This is a genomic window from Pontibacter diazotrophicus (assembly GCF_003367245.1).
Taxonomy (GTDB): domain Bacteria; phylum Bacteroidota; class Bacteroidia; order Cytophagales; family Hymenobacteraceae; genus Pontibacter; species Pontibacter diazotrophicus.
Genome location: NZ_QRGR01000007.1, coordinates 217,115 through 237,587 on the forward strand (window position 1 = coordinate 217,115; position 20,473 = coordinate 237,587).

The following is a 20,473-nucleotide window of genomic DNA, read 5'->3' on the forward strand; positions in this document are numbered from 1 at the left end:
GCTGTTAGTTTTGCATCGCAATTCAGGGAAACGCCCTGAGAAATGCAAGTTAATAAAAAGATTCTGTAGCTCAGCTGGTAGAGCAATACACTTTTAATGTATGGGTCCTGGGTTCGAATCCCAGCGGGATCACAAAAGAAAGAAAAAGCCTTTTCTGAATGAAAAGGCTTTTTCTTTCTACTCTTGCTGAGCAGCAGCAAGATGAATTTATAGCTGAAACGGAAAATAACTTTTGGCTAATAAAAATTATTAACTACCTTTGCACTCCCAAATAACGGGAACTAGTACTGATTCTGTAGCTCAGCTGGTAGAGCAATACACTTTTAATGTATGGGTCCTGGGTTCGAATCCCAGCGGGATCACTTCTTAAGCCTCAAACCTACGTTTGAGGCTTTTTTTTTCTACTTTTGGCAATATTAGTATATTGCTATAGAACTTGAACAGCATCTAGCAGGAAATCTTTTCTTTCCCTCATAAACGACTACACGGGTAGGTATATCTATGGAGAACGCTATTAAAATTCATTTGCCGGTGTCAGTTTCATATCCGGCTTTGGAAGGGCTAATGCAGAAGAAAATGGTGGGTGACTATATTCCCAGGCAGGTAGGAGGAGAGACTACTCCTCCTTACGCCCAGATACTGGATGTTGGACTTGCAGGAAGCAGCACAGGTGACTATGATGTTATCCTCCGGATCAAACTGAAAATTCTCCGAACAGTTCTGAAGCGCGACCAGGTTGATTTATATGTTCTGGCAACACTCGGTTACGACAACGCAGCGCAGCAGCTGTATGTCCGGAAGTTTACGCTGGATGCCAAGACCTCCAGCGGTTTCTACAATACAGCTTTAGAGGTGCTGGTAAATAAAGTAGCTTATAGCCAAATTATAAAAAAGGCAAGAGTTAATCTGAGTGAGATCGTATCAGCAGAGCTGCTAAAAGCCAACGGCATGCTGGAAACAGGATTGGATTTGAAAGGCAATAAGCTAATGGGAGCTGTTCAGGAGGTTCGTGTACAGCATGTTACGCCTCAGCCTAAACAGGTGTCTCTTACGTTTGAACTGTTGGCGGATTTAAAACTTGAGATTCTTGATTTAATTAGCCTCATGCCACCAAAGTAGATGCTCATGCTTTTCACTAGCAAATTTAGTCCGAACGGGCTAACACATATATAAGCCCGGCTAATCACCCCGATTAGCCGGGCTTTATGCATCTAAAGCTTTTAGCGCTACGTTAGCTGCACCGTCCAGAACAGGTTGAAGTCCAGAACAGCTGGTGAAATTTCTTTAATGAAGCCAAGTCTTCTGAGGCTTAGCAGAGCAGGTAGAGAGTTAACTCGATGAGCGGTTAGTATACCTGCAGCTTTATAGCGAACCTACTGCTCCTCCAATTAAATTATTATATATATTACACATGTAATAACTGCGAAACTGTCCCCTTGAGGGTAGGGCCGTTTCATTCTAGCATATTCTCCCCTTGAGGGGAGCGGGAGGGGTGTTTACACCTGTGGAAAGAACGCAAATAGGGTAAATCAGGCAATATAGCTCCGAAATTTACACCCCTATAATCCCCTCAAGGGGATAGTCTTGGAGAATGAAACAGCCCTGCCCTCAAGGGGAGATTCTCTCTAGCAACTAAATTGGAGGAGCACTACTGAAGCTGTGTTGTCTTTCAGAACCAGCAGATAAGAGAACAGAAGGATATTGAGAAATAAATATAATTATTTTAATATAAAATTGACGTTATTATTGTGCAAATATTTTTATGCAAAGATGCTGAAAATATGCGATCTGTCTCCTGACAAGGAATTAATGTTCTTTCACATGCTTATTTAAGGCTTTGGTCACGCTTTATTGCTGAACCGCCATAAATAAAGATTAGATAATACTTTCTATTCTAAGTTATTAGCTATAGTAGCTATTTTTGTACTTGTTTTATGTGTTACCAAATCTTGCAAAATGAGAAAACTTTTACAAAGTATGTATGGCTTTGGCATACTCGCTTGTCTGGGAATGACAAGTGAGGCGTTGGGTCAGGATGTATTCATCAATGAAATTCATTATGACAATGCAAGCGCAGACGTTAATGAAGCCATTGAAGTTGCCGGACCTGCCGGTACAGACCTCACAGGATGGACCCTTGTGCTCTATAACGGCAACAACGGTGTAGCATATGACACCGAGGCGCTTGCTGGTGTTATCCCGGACCAGAACAATGGGTTTGGCACACTCTATTTCCCTATAGCAGGCATACAGAATGGTTCGCCGGATGGCGTTGCCCTCGTGAATGCTGCAGGAACTACAGTTCAGTTCCTGAGTTACGAAGGCGAGATGACAGCAGTAGGTGGCCCAGCAGATGGCATGAACAGCACCGACATTGGTGTAAGCGAGGAAGGCACTACACCTGAGAATTTTTCGCTGCAATTGGTAGGAACTGGCCGCACCTACACTGACTTTACCTGGGCTGCAGAGGCCTTGAGTACTTTTGGTTCTGTGAATACGGGCCAAAGTTTTGGAGAAGGCGGCGGCGGTACTGACCCTAACCCGGACCCTGACCCAGAACCGGAGCCGGAGCCAAAGCCGGCAACAGCCATTGTTTTCATCAACGAAATCCATTACGATAATTCAGGTGCTGACGAAGGAGAGGGTGTAGAAGTAGCTGGCTTGGCTGGCACCGACCTGACAGGCTGGCAACTGGTGCCTTACAATGGCAACAACGGTGGTGCCTATAGCACCCTTACCTTATCTGGTACTATTCCAAACCAGCAGTCTGGTTTCGGAACCGTTTTCTTCCCTATTAGTGGCTTGCAGAACGGAGCCCCGGATGGCATTGCCCTTGTTGATGCCGCTGGAAATATCATACAGTTCCTGAGTTATGAAGGAACTTTTGCAGCTACCGATGGTCCTGCTGCTGGATTAACCAGCACCGATGTGGGCGTGGAAGAGGGTAGTAATACACCAATTGGTTTCTCGCTTCAGCTGACAGGTACAGGTTCAGCTTATGAGGATTTTACCTGGGCTGCCGAAAATACTGCCACGTATAGTGCAGTAAACAACGGTCAGGTGTTCTTGCCTTTGCAGGACATCGTCTTCATCAACGAAATACATTATGATAACGATGGGGCAGATACAGGTGAGGCTATTGAAGTAGCTGGACGTGCAGGAACAGACCTTTCTGGTTGGAGCCTGGTATTGTATAATGGCAACAACGGTGCTCCTTATAATACAACCGGTCTTACAGGCACTATTCCTAACCAAAACAATGGCTTCGGCTTTATAAGTGTTACTTATCCCGCTAATGGCATACAAAATGGAGCTCCTGACGGTGTAGCCCTGGTAAACGCCGATGGCGAGGTTGTGCAGTTCTTAAGTTACGAAGGCGCCTTTACCGCTGTCGGTGGCCCTGCCGACGGCCTTGAAAGTACGAATATAGGAGTAGAAGAACCTGGTACAACTACTATCGGCTACTCTTTACAGCTTACCGGAGCTGGTTTTACTTATGAAGATTTTACATGGAGCGGACCCATCAACAGTACCTTTGGTGCTGCAAACGTAGGCCAGGACTTTGGTGGCGGAACATCAGACCCGGAGCCCGTTGAGCCACAGGAAGTAACCATTGCTGAAGCACGCAGTTTGCCTTTGGGAACACCTGTTATCGTAAACGGCACCCTGACCGCAACAGATCAGCTTGGTGGCCCTGCCTTTATCCAGGACAGTACAGGTGGTATCGCTCTTTTCGATTACCAGGTACACGCCGAAGACGCCTTCAGCATTGGCGACTCTATACAGGTAACAGCTTCTATCGGGGCCTTTAACCAGCAGGTGCAGTTAATAGACGTAACCAATCTAGAGAGCTTTGGACCTGCCACGCAACCTATAGCGCCTGTACAGGTATCTATCGCGGAACTGAACAGCTCGCTGGAAGGCCAGCTGGTGACAATACCTAATGCATCTTTTACAGACACCAGAGGCCTGCTTTTCCCGGAGAGCAACTACACCATCACAGATGGCACTGCTACCATAGATCTTAGAATCGACGGAGACGTGGAAAGCCTGGTGGGCCGTGAGATTCCGGATAACGCCGTGAACATTACGGGTGTTGTCGGAAGCTTCAGAGGTACGCTGCAGCTGTTGCCGCGCGCTATCGAAGATTTGCCAGGCACCACACCTTACGTGGCTGCGGGCTCTGAAATTCCACTTTCTACAACACTGGATGTGATGACCTGGAACATGGAGTTCTTTGGTTCTACCATTCCTACTTTCGGACCTACAGATGTGCAACTGCAGCTGCAAAATGCCGCCAGGCTAATTGACAGCTTAAATGCAGATGTTATTGCCGTGCAGGAAATTTCTGATGAGAATCTGCTGCAGCAGCTGGCAGACATGCTGGGGTACGTGCGGGTATGCTCTGATCGCTTTTCTTACTCCTTCAATGGCCCGGACCCAACGTTCCCCGAGCAGAGACTCTGTTTCCTCTACAATCCGGAGGTGATTACGCTTGTAAACGAGCGTGTTATTTTTGAGGAACTCTATGACGCTGCCCGTTCAGGTGACAGCACCCCACTGGATACTTACCCTACCTCTCCGTCTTCTTTCTGGTCGAGCGGAAGGCTTCCGTACATGATCACTGTGGATGCTACTATTGAAGGGGTGACGGAGCGGGTGCAATTGATTAACATTCATGCGAAGTCAGGCGCTAATAGCTCCGATCTCATCAGAAGAAGTTTTGATACGCAGGCACTGAAAGACACCCTGGATCAGTATTACCCTGATGCTAACATCATTCTGTTAGGTGACTACAACGATGATGTGGATGAGTCGATTGGAGGAGGGCCTTCTACTTACAGCAACTTTGTGCAGGCGGAAGATTTTAGAGTGGTTACGTCGACATTAAGTGAAGCCGGCCTTCGCTCTTTCATTACACGCGACAACGTAATCGACCACATTACCATCAGTAACGAGTTGTATGATGATTACCTGGCAGGCTCTGCTTCATTAGTGATTCCTTTCAACTGGATTGAAAATTACGCCAACACTACGTCGGACCACTTGCCGGTCTTCACACGGTTTGAACTCACGGAACCGCTCATGGTAGATGCAGGTCCTGATAAACTAGTGTATTACGGTTATGCTCCTGAAGCCTGCACCACGCTATCAGCCAGTGCAGCCACGGGCGGTGTGGCAGGTTATACCTATTCCTGGAGCAACGGCCAAACTGGTCAGACAATAGAGGTTTGCCCGCAGGAATCAACCACCTATACCCTGACAGTGACAGATGCAAGAGGTGTTTCTGTTAGTGATGAAGTGCAGGTATGCGTGGTAAATGTAAGCTGCGGCAACACAGACAATCCGAAAGTGCAGGTATATTATAACCCATCTGGTAATGAAGGAAAAGGCCATACGCTGTGTGTGTCAGAGAATGCGGTTCCGGCGCACCTGGCCTTGGGCGCTGTTTTAGGCGACGGCACTGCAACTTCCTGCGATGGCAGCCCGATTACACCCGGAGCGGTTAACCTAAAGGAACTCTTCTCGCTGCTCGTATACCCGAACCCGGTTGCGGATTACCTGAACATCGTTTCAGATAAGATAGCAGACTGTGAAGTAGAGGTAATGCTCTATGATATAAATGGGAATGAGGTGTATAAAAACAGCCATAGTATCCGTAACGGTAGCCTGAACATCGATATCCGAAATGTGCGCCTGAGCAAAGGGCTCAATTACCTGAAAGTGAAAAGCGAATTCGGGACCCAGACCATGCGAATTATCAAAAATTAAAACTGATAAAGTTAAATTATAAAAGCCCCGGCCTCAGAAGCCGGGGCTTTTTGTTTATAGCGAAAACGCGTATAGCTGTTAGTAAATCAACTTAAAAGAAACTCTTTAAACGGCTAAGCTTCGGTTTTATACAAGGTCTCGAAGAGTTTATGCTTGTAGGCAGGGTATTCCTTTAATACGGCAACCAGGGCAAATATTACACCGCCTATAATTAAAGGATAAAGCAGGTACAGCAGCGGGTGTATGCGGGGCAGCAACAGCATGCTGAACAGGAAAATTGCGATGAAATTGTACAGGTAAGATGTTTTAGTACTGAAACTGAACATGCCCCCTTTCACTGCTATTGGGCGCACAATAGAGGCGATAATGCCGAGGGGTGTCAGCACCAGAATAGAGGCAATGTACATCAGCACGATGAACAGCGCACTCTCGTGGTTAAAAAAGGTGACATACATAAACGTCAGTACTGCATCCATTAGCAGGGGCACACGCAGCGGCAGCAGGCTTGCCTTGATGAAATCTTTATAACTTCCGCTGCTACGCTCAATCGTTAACCACAGGTTGCGGTAAAAGCCCCAAACGTTGTTGAACACATAGGAGAATATCACCAGGGGGCCCACGAAAATCCACAGCGACAGTATTTCGTCAAAGATGTGGTTTCCCTTTTTTAGATAAGATACCGCATCAACTGCTAAAATCAGGACTTTGAACACCATGCCAAAAATAAGCATCTGCCTGGCCATCTTGTGGTTTTTGAAAAGGCGCCATCCGAGGCTACGGCGGGCATTGCTGCTGTAGTTTACTACTTTATGACGGGCATCGGCCGCGGCATGCTCTAAGAAATAACTAGCCGTGATAAAAAAGCCAAGTGCTGCGACATGCACCACCAGCATCAGCCAGTCTGAAGTGGGCCTGAACATGGGTACCCGCACCTGCAGCGCCACAAAAGCAGCCGCCATTACGGCAGCCATAAAAAGGTAGCTGTGGGTCCAGCGGATCTTGCGCTCCACAAACACCTGCAGCGAGCGGAGGGTGACGTGTGCTGTCAGTACCACCAGCAGGCTCTGCAGGAGATGCACAAAGTCATAGGCCGGTGCCATCAGGAACAGGAATATCAGGAAATTAAGCGCGATGAAGTAAAAAGGTGAAACCAGTTCGACCGCCAGTTCTGTCCAGAATTTCTGTAGCGGGGGAATAGGGTATATGCGCTGTATGATACCAGACTTGGGCACATACGCCGGGAAGAAGCCCCGCAGTATAATAATGACCAGCAGGAACAGGTTAGCATACTCCAGCACTTGTTCTGCACTTTGGCGTATACGGCCGCTTTCCTCAGCCAGCTGCAGCAAATAAGAGAACATTAAACTGTAAAAGCCAGCTAACAAAATGCCTAACCCAAGCAAAAGCCCCCGCTGCTTCGGCTTCTGCCTGAAAAAACTATCTATTCTTGCGCGGCATGAGAAAAGTATCAAATCCATCGGCATCGTCTCAGTTAAGCATCCAGTCCATGTTCGTGTCAGCGTTGTGGTGTGGCAGCAGTAACTGGAACAGCGCCTGGTCTATCAGGTTGGCACCGTTCATGGTAAATTCCTCCACTGATCCATTGTACATGAGCAGGCCATCGTTGAGAACGCCGATATGGGAGGCCACTCTCTCGACATAGTTCAGGTCGTGTGACGAAATCAGGATAACGCGGTTCGTGTTGCGGTAGCTGCGAATCAGGTTTACCAGCAATTGTGCTGCGATAGGGTCAAGACCCGTAAAAGGTTCGTCCAGGATGAGCACCTGCGGCTTGTGCAGAATGGCGGCAGCAATTCCTACCTTTTTCTTCATGCCTGTGGAGTAGCCGGCAATGTTCTTGTACAGTGATTCCTTGTCAGTGAAAAAGTAGTTTGTGAGGCTGGAGATGCGTTCTACTGCCTCTTTAGGGGAGAGGCGGTAGAGCTTTGCCACAAAATTGAGATACTCTAATCCTGTGAATTCTTCAATCAAAGGATTGTCTTCGCAGAGTGCTCCAAGGTTCTGCTTTAGCTCGAGTGGGTGGTGTTTGTAATCTTTGTCAAATAAAGAAATGGTGCCTGCATCAGGTTTTATCAGGTCCAGGATGCAATTTAGTAAGGTGCTCTTGCCAACCCCGTTTTTACCGAGCAGGCAATAACACTGGCCTTTTTCTATCTTTAAATCAAGCTCTTTTAAAACATGCTTTTTTCCGAACGCTTTCGTTAACCCACTTATCTCGATGCTCATATGCTTTCCCGTACGAATAAACCACAAAATTAATGCGCCACAACATGCCGCACCAGTATTAAGTTCGGTATAAACACTTTATAGTCCTAAACTAACAAAAGCAATACCCGACCAGCTTACTCTGACTCCATAGCTATGTCTTCTTCATCAGAGTGCCTGTAAGAAATTAAACACATATACTACGTTAAAGTTCTGTTATAATGCAATTTAAGACGAATTATAAAGAATTAATTCGTTTTTGAGGATTCAGCTTTGCAAATGTCCGCAACCCTCGCTACTTTTGCAACCACATTTTACCTGCGCACGTGGTGAAACTGGTAGACACGCCATCTTGAGGGGGTGGTGCCTTCGGGTGTGGGAGTTCGAATCTCCCCGCGCGCACTTTCTAAAACTGATACCCTCTATCAGTTAAACACAAAAAGCAGCGGAAGCTGCTTTTTGTGTTTATAGGTCTTTCTATTTTCTCTTGAACTCAATAAGACAATCCTATCCCGGCAGGCTGGCAAACGGATTCTCCGGCTTCACCAGCAGCACTTTCTCACGCTCTACTACCACGGCGCCGGGAGCTGAGCCTTTAGGCTTGCGCACCCACTTCTTAGGGGTATACATGACGGGGCAGAGGGAGTCGTTTTTACGCTTGCTGTAGTAGGCGGCCAGCTGCGCGGCTTTTTCCAGAACTGTGGTGGGAATGGTTTTACCAGCCTGGTGCTTTACAACCACATGCGAGCCGGAAACGTCCTTGGCATGCATCCAGATATCTTCTTTGTACGTGTGGCGCTGCGTGAGCACATCATTGTTTTTGGCGCTTTTGCCCACCAGGATTTTGTATCCTTCCGTCTCAAACACCCGGAAAGGAATCTCCTGTTGCTCCTGCTGCTTTGTGGAGAGCAGATGGCTATAGTCACGCAGGAAGTTTTTGAGCTGCTTGTTATCCTGCACTTCCGCCAGTGCCTGCAAGGCATCTTCCAGTACAATCAGCTCCTCTAATTTACGCTCTGTTTTCTGCTCCAGCTGTTTTACCTCCACATGCTGGTTTTTGGCTTTGCGATACAAGCGCTCCGCCTGCTTCTGCGGTGTCTCGTTTTGCTTTAGCTGATACAGACGCTGCTGGTCTGTGTAAAAGTCATATAACTCCACCTCGGTTGCACGGGGCGGTATATTGCTGAGGTTGGCCATCAGCACGTCTGCCGTCTGAGAATAGGACCGGTCGTGGCGCAGCTCCTGCAGCTTTTGCTCCGATTTCTCCAGCACGGCTTGTGTTACGTGCCGTTTTCGCTCCAGCTGCTGTTTCGCCTGCTCATACTGCCGCTCAAATCCTGTTTCGGATAAGTAGAAGCGAGTGTAATTATTCAGTGCCTCTAACGGATCTGCGTATGTATGTAGTATTTCTCCGATAGCCAGTAAAGAGAGGCGGAGCTTGCCAGCCAACCGGATAATATAGTATTCCCCGGGCGCTTCCAGCATCTCCAGCATGTCCTGCACCAGCTCCCACTTTGCCTCCAGAGAAAGTTGGCTGTAGTTACGCTCCTCAAGATAGGCAGCAGGTATTTCACCGAAGGTAGGGTATACTTTCCTGATGTTTCCCTGGGCAGCAACAAAGGCCTCGTAGTTCTGGGCCAGGGGGCGGTCCATTTGCAGTGGGTCCAGTTCTGCGTCGCTGCTAAACTTGTTGTGCAGTAGCTTCAGAGGCACAGAATCCTGATACAGTATAATGTTAGACCGGTTTCCGAACAGCTTAAAAAGCAACAGCAGGCCTCCGGAAAGCTTCAGGTAAAAGCTGCGCTCGTTCAGGTGTTGCACCACGGCCTCTACGGTATGCCCCTGCAACGGCTGCATGAGCTCTACTGTGTTAGCGCGGGCTCTTCTAAAGTCCGAAGGGAAGGAGAGGGAGGCAAAATGAGACGTGAGTAAAGCACGAATGTAGAACTCCTTGTTTGGCTGTGCGAAACCAAGCACAAGTTCATCCTTATTCTGGCTGAATGCCGTGGCTGCCTGCAGGCCCGTGAGTTTCGGGCGCAGCGCCTGTGTCAGTTGTCTTAAGAAGTAGTAGTTCTGATGCACTTATAGCTTTATCTGCAAACCGTCGTAACCCAAGCGGATAAACTCAGGCAGTTGCTGCTCTACCTCGCGGTGGAGACCCATCAGGTGACTGATGTGCGTCAGGTAAGCCCGCTCCGGCTGCAGTTCCTCCAGTAACTCCACGGCCTCCTGCAAGGAGAAATGGGATATATGCTTTTCAATTCGCAGCGCATCCAAAACAATCACCCTGGAGCCTTTAACCTTCTCCTTTTCCTCTTCAGAGATGTAGTTGGCGTCTGTGATGTAGGAAAAGTCGCCGATGCGGTAGCCGAACACAGGAAGTTTGTAATGCATGACCTGTATGGGCATAAAAGGGACTCCTTCTACCTCAAATGGCTCGTTGGTAACAGGGTGTAACTGTACCTGTGGAATACCGGGATACTTAAAGCCGGAGAAAATATAAGAAAACTCCTGCTTCAGCTGGTTCAGCACGCGCTCTTCGGCATACAGCGGCATGTCTTTCTGCTGCATAAAGTTATAGGCACGAATATCATCAAGACCGGCGGTGTGGTCTTTATGTTCGTGCGTAAAGACGAGCGCATCCAAAGATTTGATTCGCTCGCGCAGTACCTGCTCCCTGAAATCAGGGCCTGAGTCGATGATGATACTTTTATCACCCACCTGCAGGTGCACCGATACGCGCAGTCGCTTATCGCGGTAGTCTACAGAACGGCAGACCTTGCAGGTGCACCCGATAACGGGGACGCCCTGCGAGGTGCCTGTGCCTAATAATGTAACTTTCAAAGGTTGCTTTCCTGATTGCGTATTTGGAGATAAAGCTGCTTGTTCTTATCACTCAGCCTGCTTTCATCTACTGAAATAGTACGCAGGATATCATAAAGGCAATTGACTTTGCCTTCAAGGCTATAGTATTTGTTTACTACGGCCACTTTCATATCCTTTAATAAACAGTATCCTGCTTTAAAATTCCCTTTTTCGTAGCGCAGCACAAAGTCAGACTCTGCAAAAATATCCTCCAGCTTGTTTAAGAATGGCCGCGTGTACTTTAGCTCCATTTACTGTGCCGTATGTTTTTTTACTGTTAATACCAACGCATCAAAGTCCAGCGGCTTCGGCAGGTAATCGTTGATGCCGGCCTCTTTAAAGTCTTCCATGCTGTAGTTGTTGGCATTACCCGTAACCGCTATAATCGGAATATTGGCAATCTCCTTGTTCTCATGCGCACGGATTTCGCGGGTACAATCCATACCGCTTTTCACGGGGATGTTCAGGTCCATCAGAATTGCATCGATCTTGTTGTTCTCCACTTGTTTGATCACCTCACCGCCATTCTTGGCAGTCAGGATTTTGTACTTCTGGAGTTCCAATATCTTTTTTGTCAGGTTGAGGATGACGGAGCTATCCTCAGCGATCAAAATAGTTTTGCTTTCAGCCATGTGCTAACAGAGTATAATTTCTTTATATGATTTTCTATAGTTTTCGTAATGAGACTGCAATTTGGAGAAATTTTCATCTATATGCTCCAAATGGTTTTGTTTAATGTCATGCTCCAGTTGCTTGGCAAGTTCAGCGAGCAAAACAATACCCAGTGTGAAGCCAGTGCCCTTCAGTTGATGCAATGTACTTAAAATACCATTGTAATGTTGTGACTCCAGGTCTTTTTTGACCTCTTCAAGAAGTAAGGCAGCCTCTTCTTCAAATTCAGCGTACAGTTGATGCACAAAATCCGGCCCACCGATCTGTTTTAGCTGATCTACCACCTCTAAATCGATAATAGACTCAACCGCAGGTACTTCCTCTGGTGCAATATCATGCTGTGCTCCTGTGTTATGCTGATCATACCGGCCATGTTGCTCCCATTTCACAATAATAGCATGTAGGTCGGCACCCTTCACCGGTTTCGAAACATAATCATCCATTCCCTGGCCCATGAACTTCTCAGCGTCGTCTTTCATAGAGTATGCGGTCATGGCTACGATAGGAGGGCAGGCTTTTCCTAATTTTTCCTTTATGATCCTGGTAGCTGTAACACCATCCATCTCGGGCATCTGTATGTCCATGAAGATGATATTGTATTGGTTGCTGGTAGCCAGTTCAATGGCTTCGTAACCGTTAGAAGCAGTATTTATAATGCAGCCCAATCGCTCCAGGAGCTTTTGTGCCACGCGCTGGTTTATCTGGTTATCATCCACCAGCAACACAAAGGGAGGATTACTCAGGGTTTTAGGTTCAGTGCTTTCATGCAGCTGCTGGCGCTGCTGCTGTTCTTTTACCTCCGCTGCATTGGCCTGGCGCACTTTAATGTCAAACCAGAACACACTGCCAGCCCGGCCTTCAGACTCCACTCCAATGTCGCCGCCGAGTAGGTGCGTCAGTTGTTTTGAAATGGCTAAGCCCAGGCCTGTGCCGCCAAAGGTTTTGGTGGAAGTATTGTCGAGCTGCATAAAGTCATTGAACAGCAGCTGCTGGTCTTCCGGGGAAATGCCAATACCGGAGTCTTTCACACGCACATGCAGCCTGTAATATGTTTGATCGAGTTGCTCGGCATCCACACTGATACTTACATTGCCGGCATTTGTGAACTTGATGGCGTTGGATGTAAGGTTGGAAAGAATCTGCGTCAGACGGGTTTCATCTGTATAAACATACCTTGGCGTATTCGGGCTGATGGTGTAATCGAAGCTCAGGTCCTTTTGCTGCGCCCTGTTCACAAAAAGTGAATGGATTTTGCCCAGCGTCTCGTGCAGGTCTACGCCGCTATCGTGTGTTACGAGTTTGCCCGCCTGTATTTTACTCAGGTCCAGAATGTCGTTCAGAATGGCCAGCAGGGCGTCTGATGACTTGCGCAGGGTGTCGATATACTCACTTTGCTCCGGATCGGTATTCACCTGGTTGAGCAGGTCAATCATACCGATAATACCATTCATAGGCGTACGCAGTTCATGGCTCATGTTGGCAAGGAACTGGGTCTTCACCTTTAGCAGGTTTTCCGCTTCTTCTTTTGCCTTTAACAAGGCCTTCTGCGTGCGCTTGAGTTCTGACACGTCGCGGGCTACCCCTTCGAGTGCTGCTGGTTTTCCGTGTTCATCATAGGTAAGGCGGGAGTCGATAAGCACGGTTTTATGTTCTCCATCCTTGCAAATCAGCTCTACTTCCATATCACGGAAACTCTGCTCCTCCAGCACACGGCGGCGCAAACGTGCCAGGTCCTTTAGATTGGCAAAGAAGTTAATTGTCTTCTTTTGCAATACCTCTTCTTCGGTATACCCGAGTAATTGTGCAATGGAAGGGCTCACCAGCTCGATGACACCTTCCAAAGAGCTACGGTAATAAACGTCCTGGAACGACTCGAAAATACGGCGGAACTTCTTCTCGTTGTTGGCAAGGGCCAGCTGCGCCATTTTCTTGTCTGTCATGTCGAGGGCCATGCCGGAGATCTCCTCAAAGGTGCCATCCGAGAGGTAGATCGGGCTCAGGAATACTTCGCGCCAGATGCCGGTTTGCTGTATGTATACTTCGAAGTGCTGGGGATGCCCATTGAAGACCTGCTTATACTTTTCTTCCCAGAATTCATAGGTGCTCTCATGCACAGCTACAATAGAGTTATCGTCTATGCGCGTGTAAGGCTGCAGTACCTGGCCACTGCGGCTTTCGAAGCTATCCGCGAAGTTGCGGTTAAAGGATGTCAGCTCATAATGGCGGTTCATCGACCACATGTGGTGCGTGCCGCTTTCGAAGATGGCGTTTAACCTGGCATTCTGGTTGTTAATCTGCTCCTCGTTTCGTTTACGTTCGATTGCCAGGGCCACCTGGTTCGATATGAAGTGCAGAATCTCTATATCTGTCGGCACATACGCATCCGCATTCTGGTAATCCTGGAGCATAATTACCCCGATAATGCGGTCGCCGATGGCCAGCGGCGAGCAGAGAATTACTTCAGGGGTAGCACCGAACAGCGTCAGGTTTTCCCGCACTTCCAGATCCAGCAGCGCCTGCTTCTGCATGTAAAGCGGTTTGCCTGTCTGGATGATGTATTCTGATAAGCCGGTGGAGAAAGGCCGCCCCAGGTGTGGCCTTGCAGCTTTATCAATGTACTGGTCTACGAGGTACACAAAGTTGAGGTACTTCTGCTCGTGTTCTACCAGCGCGATGCTGATGTTGCGTGTTTCTATGATCTTACTCAGTTCCCGGTGAATGGCCGAGTAAAGCGAGTTCAGGTCTTTGCTGCTGATGGCGAGGTTGGCAATACTGTAGTACACCTTCTGCAGCCGCTCCGCTTTAATACGGTCGGTAATATCGTGCAGGATGGCGCGCGTAGCCACGGGCCGCCCGTCCTGCCAGCTGCAGGTAATACTGCCGATGAGGTGAACGGGCTTTCCGGCCTTCGTCAGAAACACGGTTTCAATTTTATTGACATTCTCGCCTTTGTACAGGTTGCGCAGCTGGTAAATGAGCTTGGCCTTGTAGTAAGGGTGTACAATGTCGTTTAGCGTGAGCGACTCAATATCTTCATCGGTATAGCCGAGGCGGTCTTTCCAGGCTTTGTTTACAAAGATGAACTTGTTGTCAACAGAGATATTCTGGATAAGGTCATGCGCATTGTCAAACAGGTCCTGCAACCGGATTTTATTGTCCTTCAGGGCCTCCATTGCAATGCGCTTATCCGTCATGTCCTTCCCGACACTGGTCACGCCCGTTACTTTGCCCTCCTGGTTGTACTCGAACATGCTGTTCCAGCGCAACGTCTTCAGCTGCCCGGATTTAGTAATGATGTCGCGTTCGTAGTAAGAGTTCAGTTGCTTTGTTTCGAGCCTGTTGAAGTGGTCCTGTAGCCGTTGTGCTCTTTCATGCTCCGGTACCAGAATATCGAAAAAGTTTTTGCCTATAAGCTCCTCGTGTGAGTACTCTACATACTTCAGGAAATAGTTATTGGTAAAGGCAATGTTGCCGTTCTTATCGAGGCTGTAGTAGATGAGGTTAACTTTATCAAGGAAATTACGGAACTGGTCCATCGATTCCCGCAGCACCTCTTCCCGCCGCTTGGCCAGCTGCGTTTGTTTGCGCTGCGTGATGTCACGCTTGAAGGCCTGAAGATAATATTCTCCGTTTAAAAGAAGTCTGCTGACACTTATTTCCGCATCCAGCAGGGTGCCATCTTTGCGACGGTTTTTCCACTCAAATGTCATAGGTCTGCCAGTCGACAGTACCTCCTGCATCAGTCTTTCTGCTTTCTGAGTAGAGTTGGTGCCATCCGGCTGCAGTTCCGGCGAGAAAGCGGAGGGACCGTGCCCGATTAAATCTTCGCGGGTACAGCGGAAAAACTCAATAGCCTTTTCGTTGCATTCCACCACTACCCCGTTTTTAAACAGCAGAATGGCATCGTAAGAGGATTCAAATAAGAGCCTGTACTTATCTTCACTAAACGTAAGTTGCTCCTCTAACTGGTGGCGGGCAATGTATTGCCCGATGGCAGTACCTATAAAATCGAGCAGGGCCACGAAAGACGGTGTCATGCGGTGATCATCGCCTGTCCATACCAGTATAAGCGACAGTACTTCCTTTTCTGTTGTGATAGGAACAAGGGTAACCTGGCGGTGCATCGTTGCTACCAGGTGCTCCTGCAGGCTTGCCAGTGCTTTAGGTTTGTCTTTAGTCAGCAACTGGCTCATGAGCGTTTGCTCTACTGGCAGTTCATCGGGTAAGGGATGGCTGCCCGGTTCTCCGGCAGAATACGAGAGTATAAATTTGCCTGCATCAGGCACGCAGGTAAATACACAGCCGCCGGACGCATCACTTTTCTCTAAAAGCTCATTCAGCGTATTGTGAAGCACTTCATACTGGCTATCGGAGGAAGAAAGGTTTGTGATCAACTGGTTCACAAATTCCAGCTGATGGTTCCGGAAACGGATATCCTGTTCCGAGTGAATCACCTCGTTCAGATTTTTTACCGCACCATATAGTACCTCCTGGTTTTGAAACACACCTTTCTGAAGTGTTATCTCTACAGGAAGCAGGTTATTGTCGGTTTCATGAAGCCACCATTCAAACTTTTGTTTTGTTCCCTGCAGGGCCAGTTGTAACTGTTTCTTCAGGGCTACGCGTTCAAACAGGTTTAATTGAAAACTATTGGATACGGACTTGCCAATCAGGGCCTCTTTTTCCAGCTGTAAAAGGTTCAGTGCATTTTGGTTGATGTCGATAAAGCAACCCGCGCTGTCGAGGAGGAAAAGGGGCTCGGTGCTGCCATCAAATACATGGTGGTAACTATCATCCGAAACAAATTCAGCAGGTTGCGTTATCAAGGCCAGTTCCACACATACAAATGCTTCCTCCTGGTAATGCATCAGGCGTGCATTATAGGTAAAGGCAGGGTATGTTTGGGTAGGTATATTTAGTGTCTTTCCTGACAAAACGCGTTGCTGCATCAGGCTTTCCAGCATCATACTGCATTCTTCCTGCGTCAGGTGTAACAGCTCCTGCAGGTTATAAGCAGTACTGCCATTTCCGTTTAAGTTGTTAGATGTGAAGTTTTTGGCCTGCGCATTAACCGCCAACATGCAGCCATCGGGCTGTGCTATGGCCAAGCCGTGAGAGGGCTCGGTCAGCTGCTCCAATACCTGAAGCAAGGCATTTGCGTTTTGAGTAAGGGTGGCGCCTGTTTTCGGGTTGGGTAAGAAGGGCATGCTGTCTTAAACTAAAGATAAAATACGTAATATGATTGTTGCACCGGCAACCGCTTATTTGTACTATTTATGAAATAAGCGATAAATTAGCAAAAATTTGCTTCTAAGGCTATTGTTGGAGCATATAAACATTACACGGAAGCTTTATATGCCGTCTGTATCCAAATTTAAGGCATTTGTCTCGATAAAGAAGTACACTTTAATGTACCACCAACCCAATTGATGACGAGCGCATGCAGTGGAAGTATAGTGCAATAATACGTAAGCAGAACTGCGTAGAAGTGGCAGCAGGAGAAATAAAGGCTTTTGCATCTCAAGAGGAAAATGGCAATCATGAACAAGCAGAAAAATTTGGTAGTGGTGGTGGGGCCAACGGCTGTAGGTAAAACTGACCTTTGCGTACAGCTGGCAAAGCATTACCAGACTGAGATTATATCGGCTGATTCCCGCCAGTTTTTTCGGGAGATGCGCATCGGTACTGCCAAACCAACAGGAGAGGAGCAACAAGGGGTGCCGCACCACTTCGTGAATTCGCACAGTATAGCCGAAGAGTATAATGCCGGAGCCTTTGAGCAGGATGTGCTGGCGCTGCTGGAGAAACTTTTCCAACAGCACGATGTCGTTATCATGACCGGCGGCTCAGGCCTTTACGTGCGGGCGGTACTGGAAGGTATGGATGATATGCCGGATGCTGACTCAGCCGTGCGCGAGGCGCTAACTAGACAATATGAGGAGGAGGGGCTGCAGCCGCTGCTTGACAAACTGCAGGAACTGGATCCTATTTACTTTGCCCAGGTTGACAAGGCCAATCCGCAGCGGGTAATCCGGGCGGTAGAAGTATGCCTGACCAGCGGTTTCCCTTATTCCTCCTTCCGTAGAAGTGAGAGGCAGGAGCGCCCTTTTAACAGCATCAAAATAGGCTTAAACCGGGACCGCAGCGAACTGTATCAACGCATAAACCAGCGCATGGACCTGATGCTGCAGCAGGGTTTGCAGGAAGAGGCAAAAGCCTTATACCCTTACCGGGCGCACAACGCCCTGCAAACCGTAGGCTATAAAGAGATATTTGATTTCCTGGAGGATAAGTATGATTGGGAGGAAGCGGTGCGCCTGCTAAAGCGCAACAGCCGCCGCTATGCCAAGCGCCAGCTCACCTGGTTTACGAAGCATCCGGAGGAGTATGCCTGGTTTGAGCCGCAGCAATGGCAGGAGATTGTCGCTTACATTGATAGTGAAATGGATAAGTAATTTTGAGTACTGAATAACTGAGTTTCTGAAGAATAGCAACGAAGAAGTTTCTCTTTCCATAAAAAGTCATTCTCCCAATTTATTCAGAATTCAGTTATTCAGTCTTTCAAAATTAATTTAGAAAGGATATCCGATGGCGATGTTCAGCACCATGCTGTTTTCGCCGCTGAAACTGCCGTTAAATTCGTTGAGCACGAAGCGTTCTCCCGAATCACGGTACGGAACACGTACGGGTATACCTAAGTCGAGGCGGATAACAAAGAACTCTACATCCACACGTAAGCCGAATCCAGTACCGACTGCCAATTCATTGATAATATCGTTTGCCTCGAACTTGCCGCCCAGGCGGTCGGGGTCTTCACGAAGCAACCAGATATTACCTGCGTCCACAAATACAGCTCCTTTAAAGAAGCCGGCAATCGGGAACCGGTACTCCAGGTTAGCCTGCAGCCTGATGTCTCCTGTCTGGTCGAAGAAAGCGAAAGCGGCAGTATCAGGTATTTCGTAAGTACCCGGACCAACACTGCGCGCCCTGAATGCTCTTACGCTGTTAGGACCACCAATTGAAAACTGTTTCACATAAGGCAGGGTGGTAGAGTTGCCGTAAGAGTAACCAGCCCCTGTCACGAGGCGGGTCACTAACTGGCTTTCAGCGCCTATATTTAAATAGTACCGGAAATCATTGTCGAGTAAAACGTACTGCGAAAACCGGCTTCCTGCAATGGAACGTGGCTCCTCATCAGTTGGCGGCGGAGACCCTGTCAGAGACTGGACAGCATTCAGGGAATTACCGGACAAATCTAACGTGATGTTGTCGAAGAACTGGTGCGTACGCTCCAGCATTTGATTACTATAAGTAGCCTGGTAGATAGAGCCTATAATAAACTGGTTCTCAAAGCTGCGTTGTAAAAAAGGTCTTGCCTGTAACAGACTGTCGAAATACTCACTGCTGTTCACGCGTACATACTGCAGGTTAATGGGGGTGGCATCAAATGTCCAGAACTGGTTCGGACGCCAATTGTAGCCGTAGGTGGCATTATAGGAGTTCATCTGAAAGAACTCTACCCTGTTCAGGAAATTGAAGCCAAGACCGATGCGTGTTTGGGGTACAAACTCTGTGCGAAGGTTTCGCAAATTAAATGGCGACACAATACGCGGGATACTCAGAGAGGCCTGTGCACTCAGCTCATAGGAGGTAAGGTTGTCGTTTCCTACCTGCTCCACACCTTCGGGTGCTTCACCCGTACCTGTGCCGCCAGTGCGCGATTCAAAACTACCGGTCACCTCCAGAGTAAACAGCTCAGAGCCTTTGAAGGCATTCCGGTTACGGAACGAGACGGTAACGCCCGGCCCTGCGAAGTTATTGGACTTATTCACCATTCGGGCCTCTGCACGCAACGATTTTTTGAGGGCAGGGGTGAGGTAGAGGAATGCATCCAATTTGTCGCTTTGGGCTGTGTCCCGCTCATACTCCAGGTTTGCAAACTTATAGGCTGGCAAGCCACTCATGCGCCTGACAGTCAGTAACTGATTCTGCCGGGTATAGAGGCTGTCCTGCTCCAGGAAAACTCCTTTCAGCAGGTGGCGTGCCTTCACATAATCTTCATTGGGTATATAATGGTAGCCTCTAAAGCTCAAAGTATCATTGGTAGACAGGCTGTCGCCTACACTATAGTTAGCCATGATGAACACATCATCGATGGTATAAGGGCGCAGTGCCCGTGACTCTGCCGCTCTTTTTATCCGGAGCAGCACATCTACCTGCCTGTCGCCTACGGTTGTGTCCACGCTGAAAATGAGTAGCTCGGGGCTGAAGAAATAATAGCCTCTGTTCCGGAGCAGGCTGTCGATGCGGACACGTTCCTGCGTCATCCGTCCCAGGTCGTATGGCTCTCCTGGCTGTAACCGGGAATTCGTCTTTGTTTGTGCAATGGCCTGATGTACAGGTAAAGAGTCGTTTAAGGTATATTCAATTTTGCGTATGCGGTAGGGTTCCCCTACAGAAGCGGTCCATTCTATCGTAGCTTTTTTTTCCTCAATAGTGGTTTCACTTCCAACAGTATTATTAAAGTAACCCCGGTTGTGCAGGCGGTTGCTCATAACGGTACTAACGGCTCCGGTGTCTACTTCCGATAGCAGAACCGGTGGGTCTCCGAACTTATCCATAATCCAGTGCTTTACGCCGCTCTCTTTCTCGGTATAAAAGGCATTGTATATGCCAAGCCCCGGGCGCCAGCCAAGTATGGAGAAGTTCGGCTCCGGGCGTACAGTGGCAGCCAGTTCTGTTTCCATGTCTGCCTGCCGGTTGCTGCTGTCCTTTTCTCCCTTTACTCGTACATTGTATCCTGCAAACAAAGCATCGCCCTCCGGTACTGTTTTCGTCATGTTACAGCCTGACATTACCAGCGCAATGAACATGAGCGGCAAGAGGTAGCAGGGTAACCGGCGGTTACCGGGTGAGGTGGTTGATATCATAAAAATTT

The 20,473-nt window shown here is 48.2% G+C and carries 11 protein-coding genes and 3 tRNA genes; 6 read left to right on the forward strand and 8 right to left on the reverse strand.

Annotated elements, in window-relative coordinates:
- Nucleotides 1-59: 59 nt before the first annotated feature.
- The 4 genes from DXT99_RS07610 (at nucleotide 60) to DXT99_RS07625 (ending at nucleotide 5,772) form a co-directional block, all read left to right on the forward strand.
- A tRNA-Lys gene (locus DXT99_RS07610) sits at nucleotides 60-132 on the forward strand.
- 157 nt (nucleotides 133-289) lie between these two features.
- Nucleotides 290-362, forward strand: a tRNA-Lys gene (locus tag DXT99_RS07615).
- Between the two features lie 139 nt (nucleotides 363-501).
- The gene (locus tag DXT99_RS07620; protein ID WP_115564930.1) at nucleotides 502-1,119 is read left to right on the forward strand and encodes a DUF4403 family protein; all 618 of its coding nucleotides are present in this window, start codon (nucleotides 502-504) and stop codon (nucleotides 1,117-1,119) included.
- An 837-nt stretch (nucleotides 1,120-1,956) separates the two neighbouring features.
- Complete coding sequence (locus tag DXT99_RS07625; RefSeq protein ID WP_147294185.1) at nucleotides 1,957-5,772, forward strand: DUF5689 domain-containing protein; 3,816 nt, start codon at nucleotides 1,957-1,959, stop codon at nucleotides 5,770-5,772.
- A 113-nt stretch (nucleotides 5,773-5,885) separates the two neighbouring features.
- Here DXT99_RS07625 and DXT99_RS07630 read toward each other — a convergent pair whose 3' ends face one another.
- Nucleotides 5,886-7,250 carry a hypothetical protein gene (locus DXT99_RS07630; protein WP_115564932.1) on the reverse strand — a complete coding sequence of 455 codons (1,365 nt, stop codon included), beginning with the start codon at nucleotides 7,248-7,250 and terminating at the stop codon, nucleotides 5,886-5,888.
- A 10-nt stretch (nucleotides 7,251-7,260) separates the two neighbouring features.
- The gene (locus DXT99_RS07635) at nucleotides 7,261-8,019 is read right to left on the reverse strand and encodes an ABC transporter ATP-binding protein (protein ID WP_115564933.1); all 759 of its coding nucleotides are present in this window, start codon (nucleotides 8,017-8,019) and stop codon (nucleotides 7,261-7,263) included.
- 299 nt (nucleotides 8,020-8,318) lie between these two features.
- Between DXT99_RS07635 and DXT99_RS07640 the strand changes: the two genes are divergently transcribed.
- Nucleotides 8,319-8,400, forward strand: a tRNA-Leu gene (locus DXT99_RS07640).
- 105 nt (nucleotides 8,401-8,505) lie between these two features.
- Here DXT99_RS07640 and DXT99_RS07645 read toward each other — a convergent pair.
- The 5 genes from DXT99_RS07645 to DXT99_RS07665 are packed head-to-tail and all read right to left on the reverse strand — an operon-like array spanning nucleotide 8,506 to nucleotide 16,742.
- A complete protein-coding gene (locus tag DXT99_RS07645) occupies nucleotides 8,506-10,080 on the reverse strand; it encodes an NFACT RNA binding domain-containing protein (protein ID WP_115564934.1) in 1,575 nt (524 codons plus the stop codon).
- Nucleotides 10,081-10,842: an MBL fold metallo-hydrolase gene (locus DXT99_RS07650; RefSeq protein ID WP_115564935.1), complete on the reverse strand. Its 762-nt coding sequence runs from the start codon at nucleotides 10,840-10,842 to the stop codon at nucleotides 10,081-10,083.
- Complete coding sequence (locus DXT99_RS07655) at nucleotides 10,839-11,114, reverse strand: hypothetical protein (protein WP_115564936.1); 276 nt, start codon at nucleotides 11,112-11,114, stop codon at nucleotides 10,839-10,841. The genes DXT99_RS07650 and DXT99_RS07655 overlap by 4 nt, the downstream gene beginning before the upstream one ends.
- Nucleotides 11,115-11,495 carry a response regulator gene (locus tag DXT99_RS07660; RefSeq protein ID WP_115564937.1) on the reverse strand — a complete coding sequence of 127 codons (381 nt, stop codon included), beginning with the start codon at nucleotides 11,493-11,495 and terminating at the stop codon, nucleotides 11,115-11,117.
- Between the two features lie 3 nt (nucleotides 11,496-11,498).
- Nucleotides 11,499-16,742: a PAS domain S-box protein gene (locus tag DXT99_RS07665; protein WP_115564938.1), complete on the reverse strand. Its 5,244-nt coding sequence runs from the start codon at nucleotides 16,740-16,742 to the stop codon at nucleotides 11,499-11,501.
- 333 nt (nucleotides 16,743-17,075) lie between these two features.
- On the opposite strand from DXT99_RS07665, the gene miaA reads away from it, so the two are divergent.
- A complete protein-coding gene (miaA, locus tag DXT99_RS07670) occupies nucleotides 17,076-17,990 on the forward strand; it encodes a tRNA (adenosine(37)-N6)-dimethylallyltransferase MiaA (protein WP_115565036.1) in 915 nt (304 codons plus the stop codon).
- Between the two features lie 117 nt (nucleotides 17,991-18,107).
- Here the strand turns inward: miaA and tamL are convergent, their stop codons facing one another.
- Nucleotides 18,108-20,465, reverse strand: a complete 2,358-nt coding sequence (tamL, locus tag DXT99_RS07675) for a translocation and assembly module lipoprotein TamL (RefSeq protein WP_246000524.1) — start codon at nucleotides 20,463-20,465, stop codon at nucleotides 18,108-18,110.
- Nucleotides 20,466-20,473: the final 8 nt, after the last annotated feature.

Bases quoted from the DNA above. Each gene is read 5' to 3' on its own strand.
- DXT99_RS07620 (WP_115564930.1), top strand. From the start codon at position 502: ATGGAGAACGCTATTAAAATTCATTTGCCGGTGTCAGTTTCATATCCG.
- DXT99_RS07625 (WP_147294185.1), top strand. From the start codon at position 1,957: ATGAGAAAACTTTTACAAAGTATGTATGGCTTTGGCATACTCGCTTGT.
- DXT99_RS07630 (WP_115564932.1), bottom strand. From the start codon at position 7,250: ATGGATTTGATACTTTTCTCATGCCGCGCAAGAATAGATAGTTTTTTC.
- DXT99_RS07635 (WP_115564933.1), bottom strand. From the start codon at position 8,019: ATGAGCATCGAGATAAGTGGGTTAACGAAAGCGTTCGGAAAAAAGCAT.
- DXT99_RS07655 (WP_115564936.1), bottom strand. From the start codon at position 11,114: ATGGAGCTAAAGTACACGCGGCCATTCTTAAACAAGCTGGAGGATATT.
- DXT99_RS07660 (WP_115564937.1), bottom strand. From the start codon at position 11,495: ATGGCTGAAAGCAAAACTATTTTGATCGCTGAGGATAGCTCCGTCATC.
- DXT99_RS07665 (WP_115564938.1), bottom strand. From the start codon at position 16,742: ATGCCCTTCTTACCCAACCCGAAAACAGGCGCCACCCTTACTCAAAAC.
- miaA (WP_115565036.1), top strand. From the start codon at position 17,076: ATGAACAAGCAGAAAAATTTGGTAGTGGTGGTGGGGCCAACGGCTGTA.
- tamL (WP_246000524.1), bottom strand. From the start codon at position 20,465: ATGATATCAACCACCTCACCCGGTAACCGCCGGTTACCCTGCTACCTC.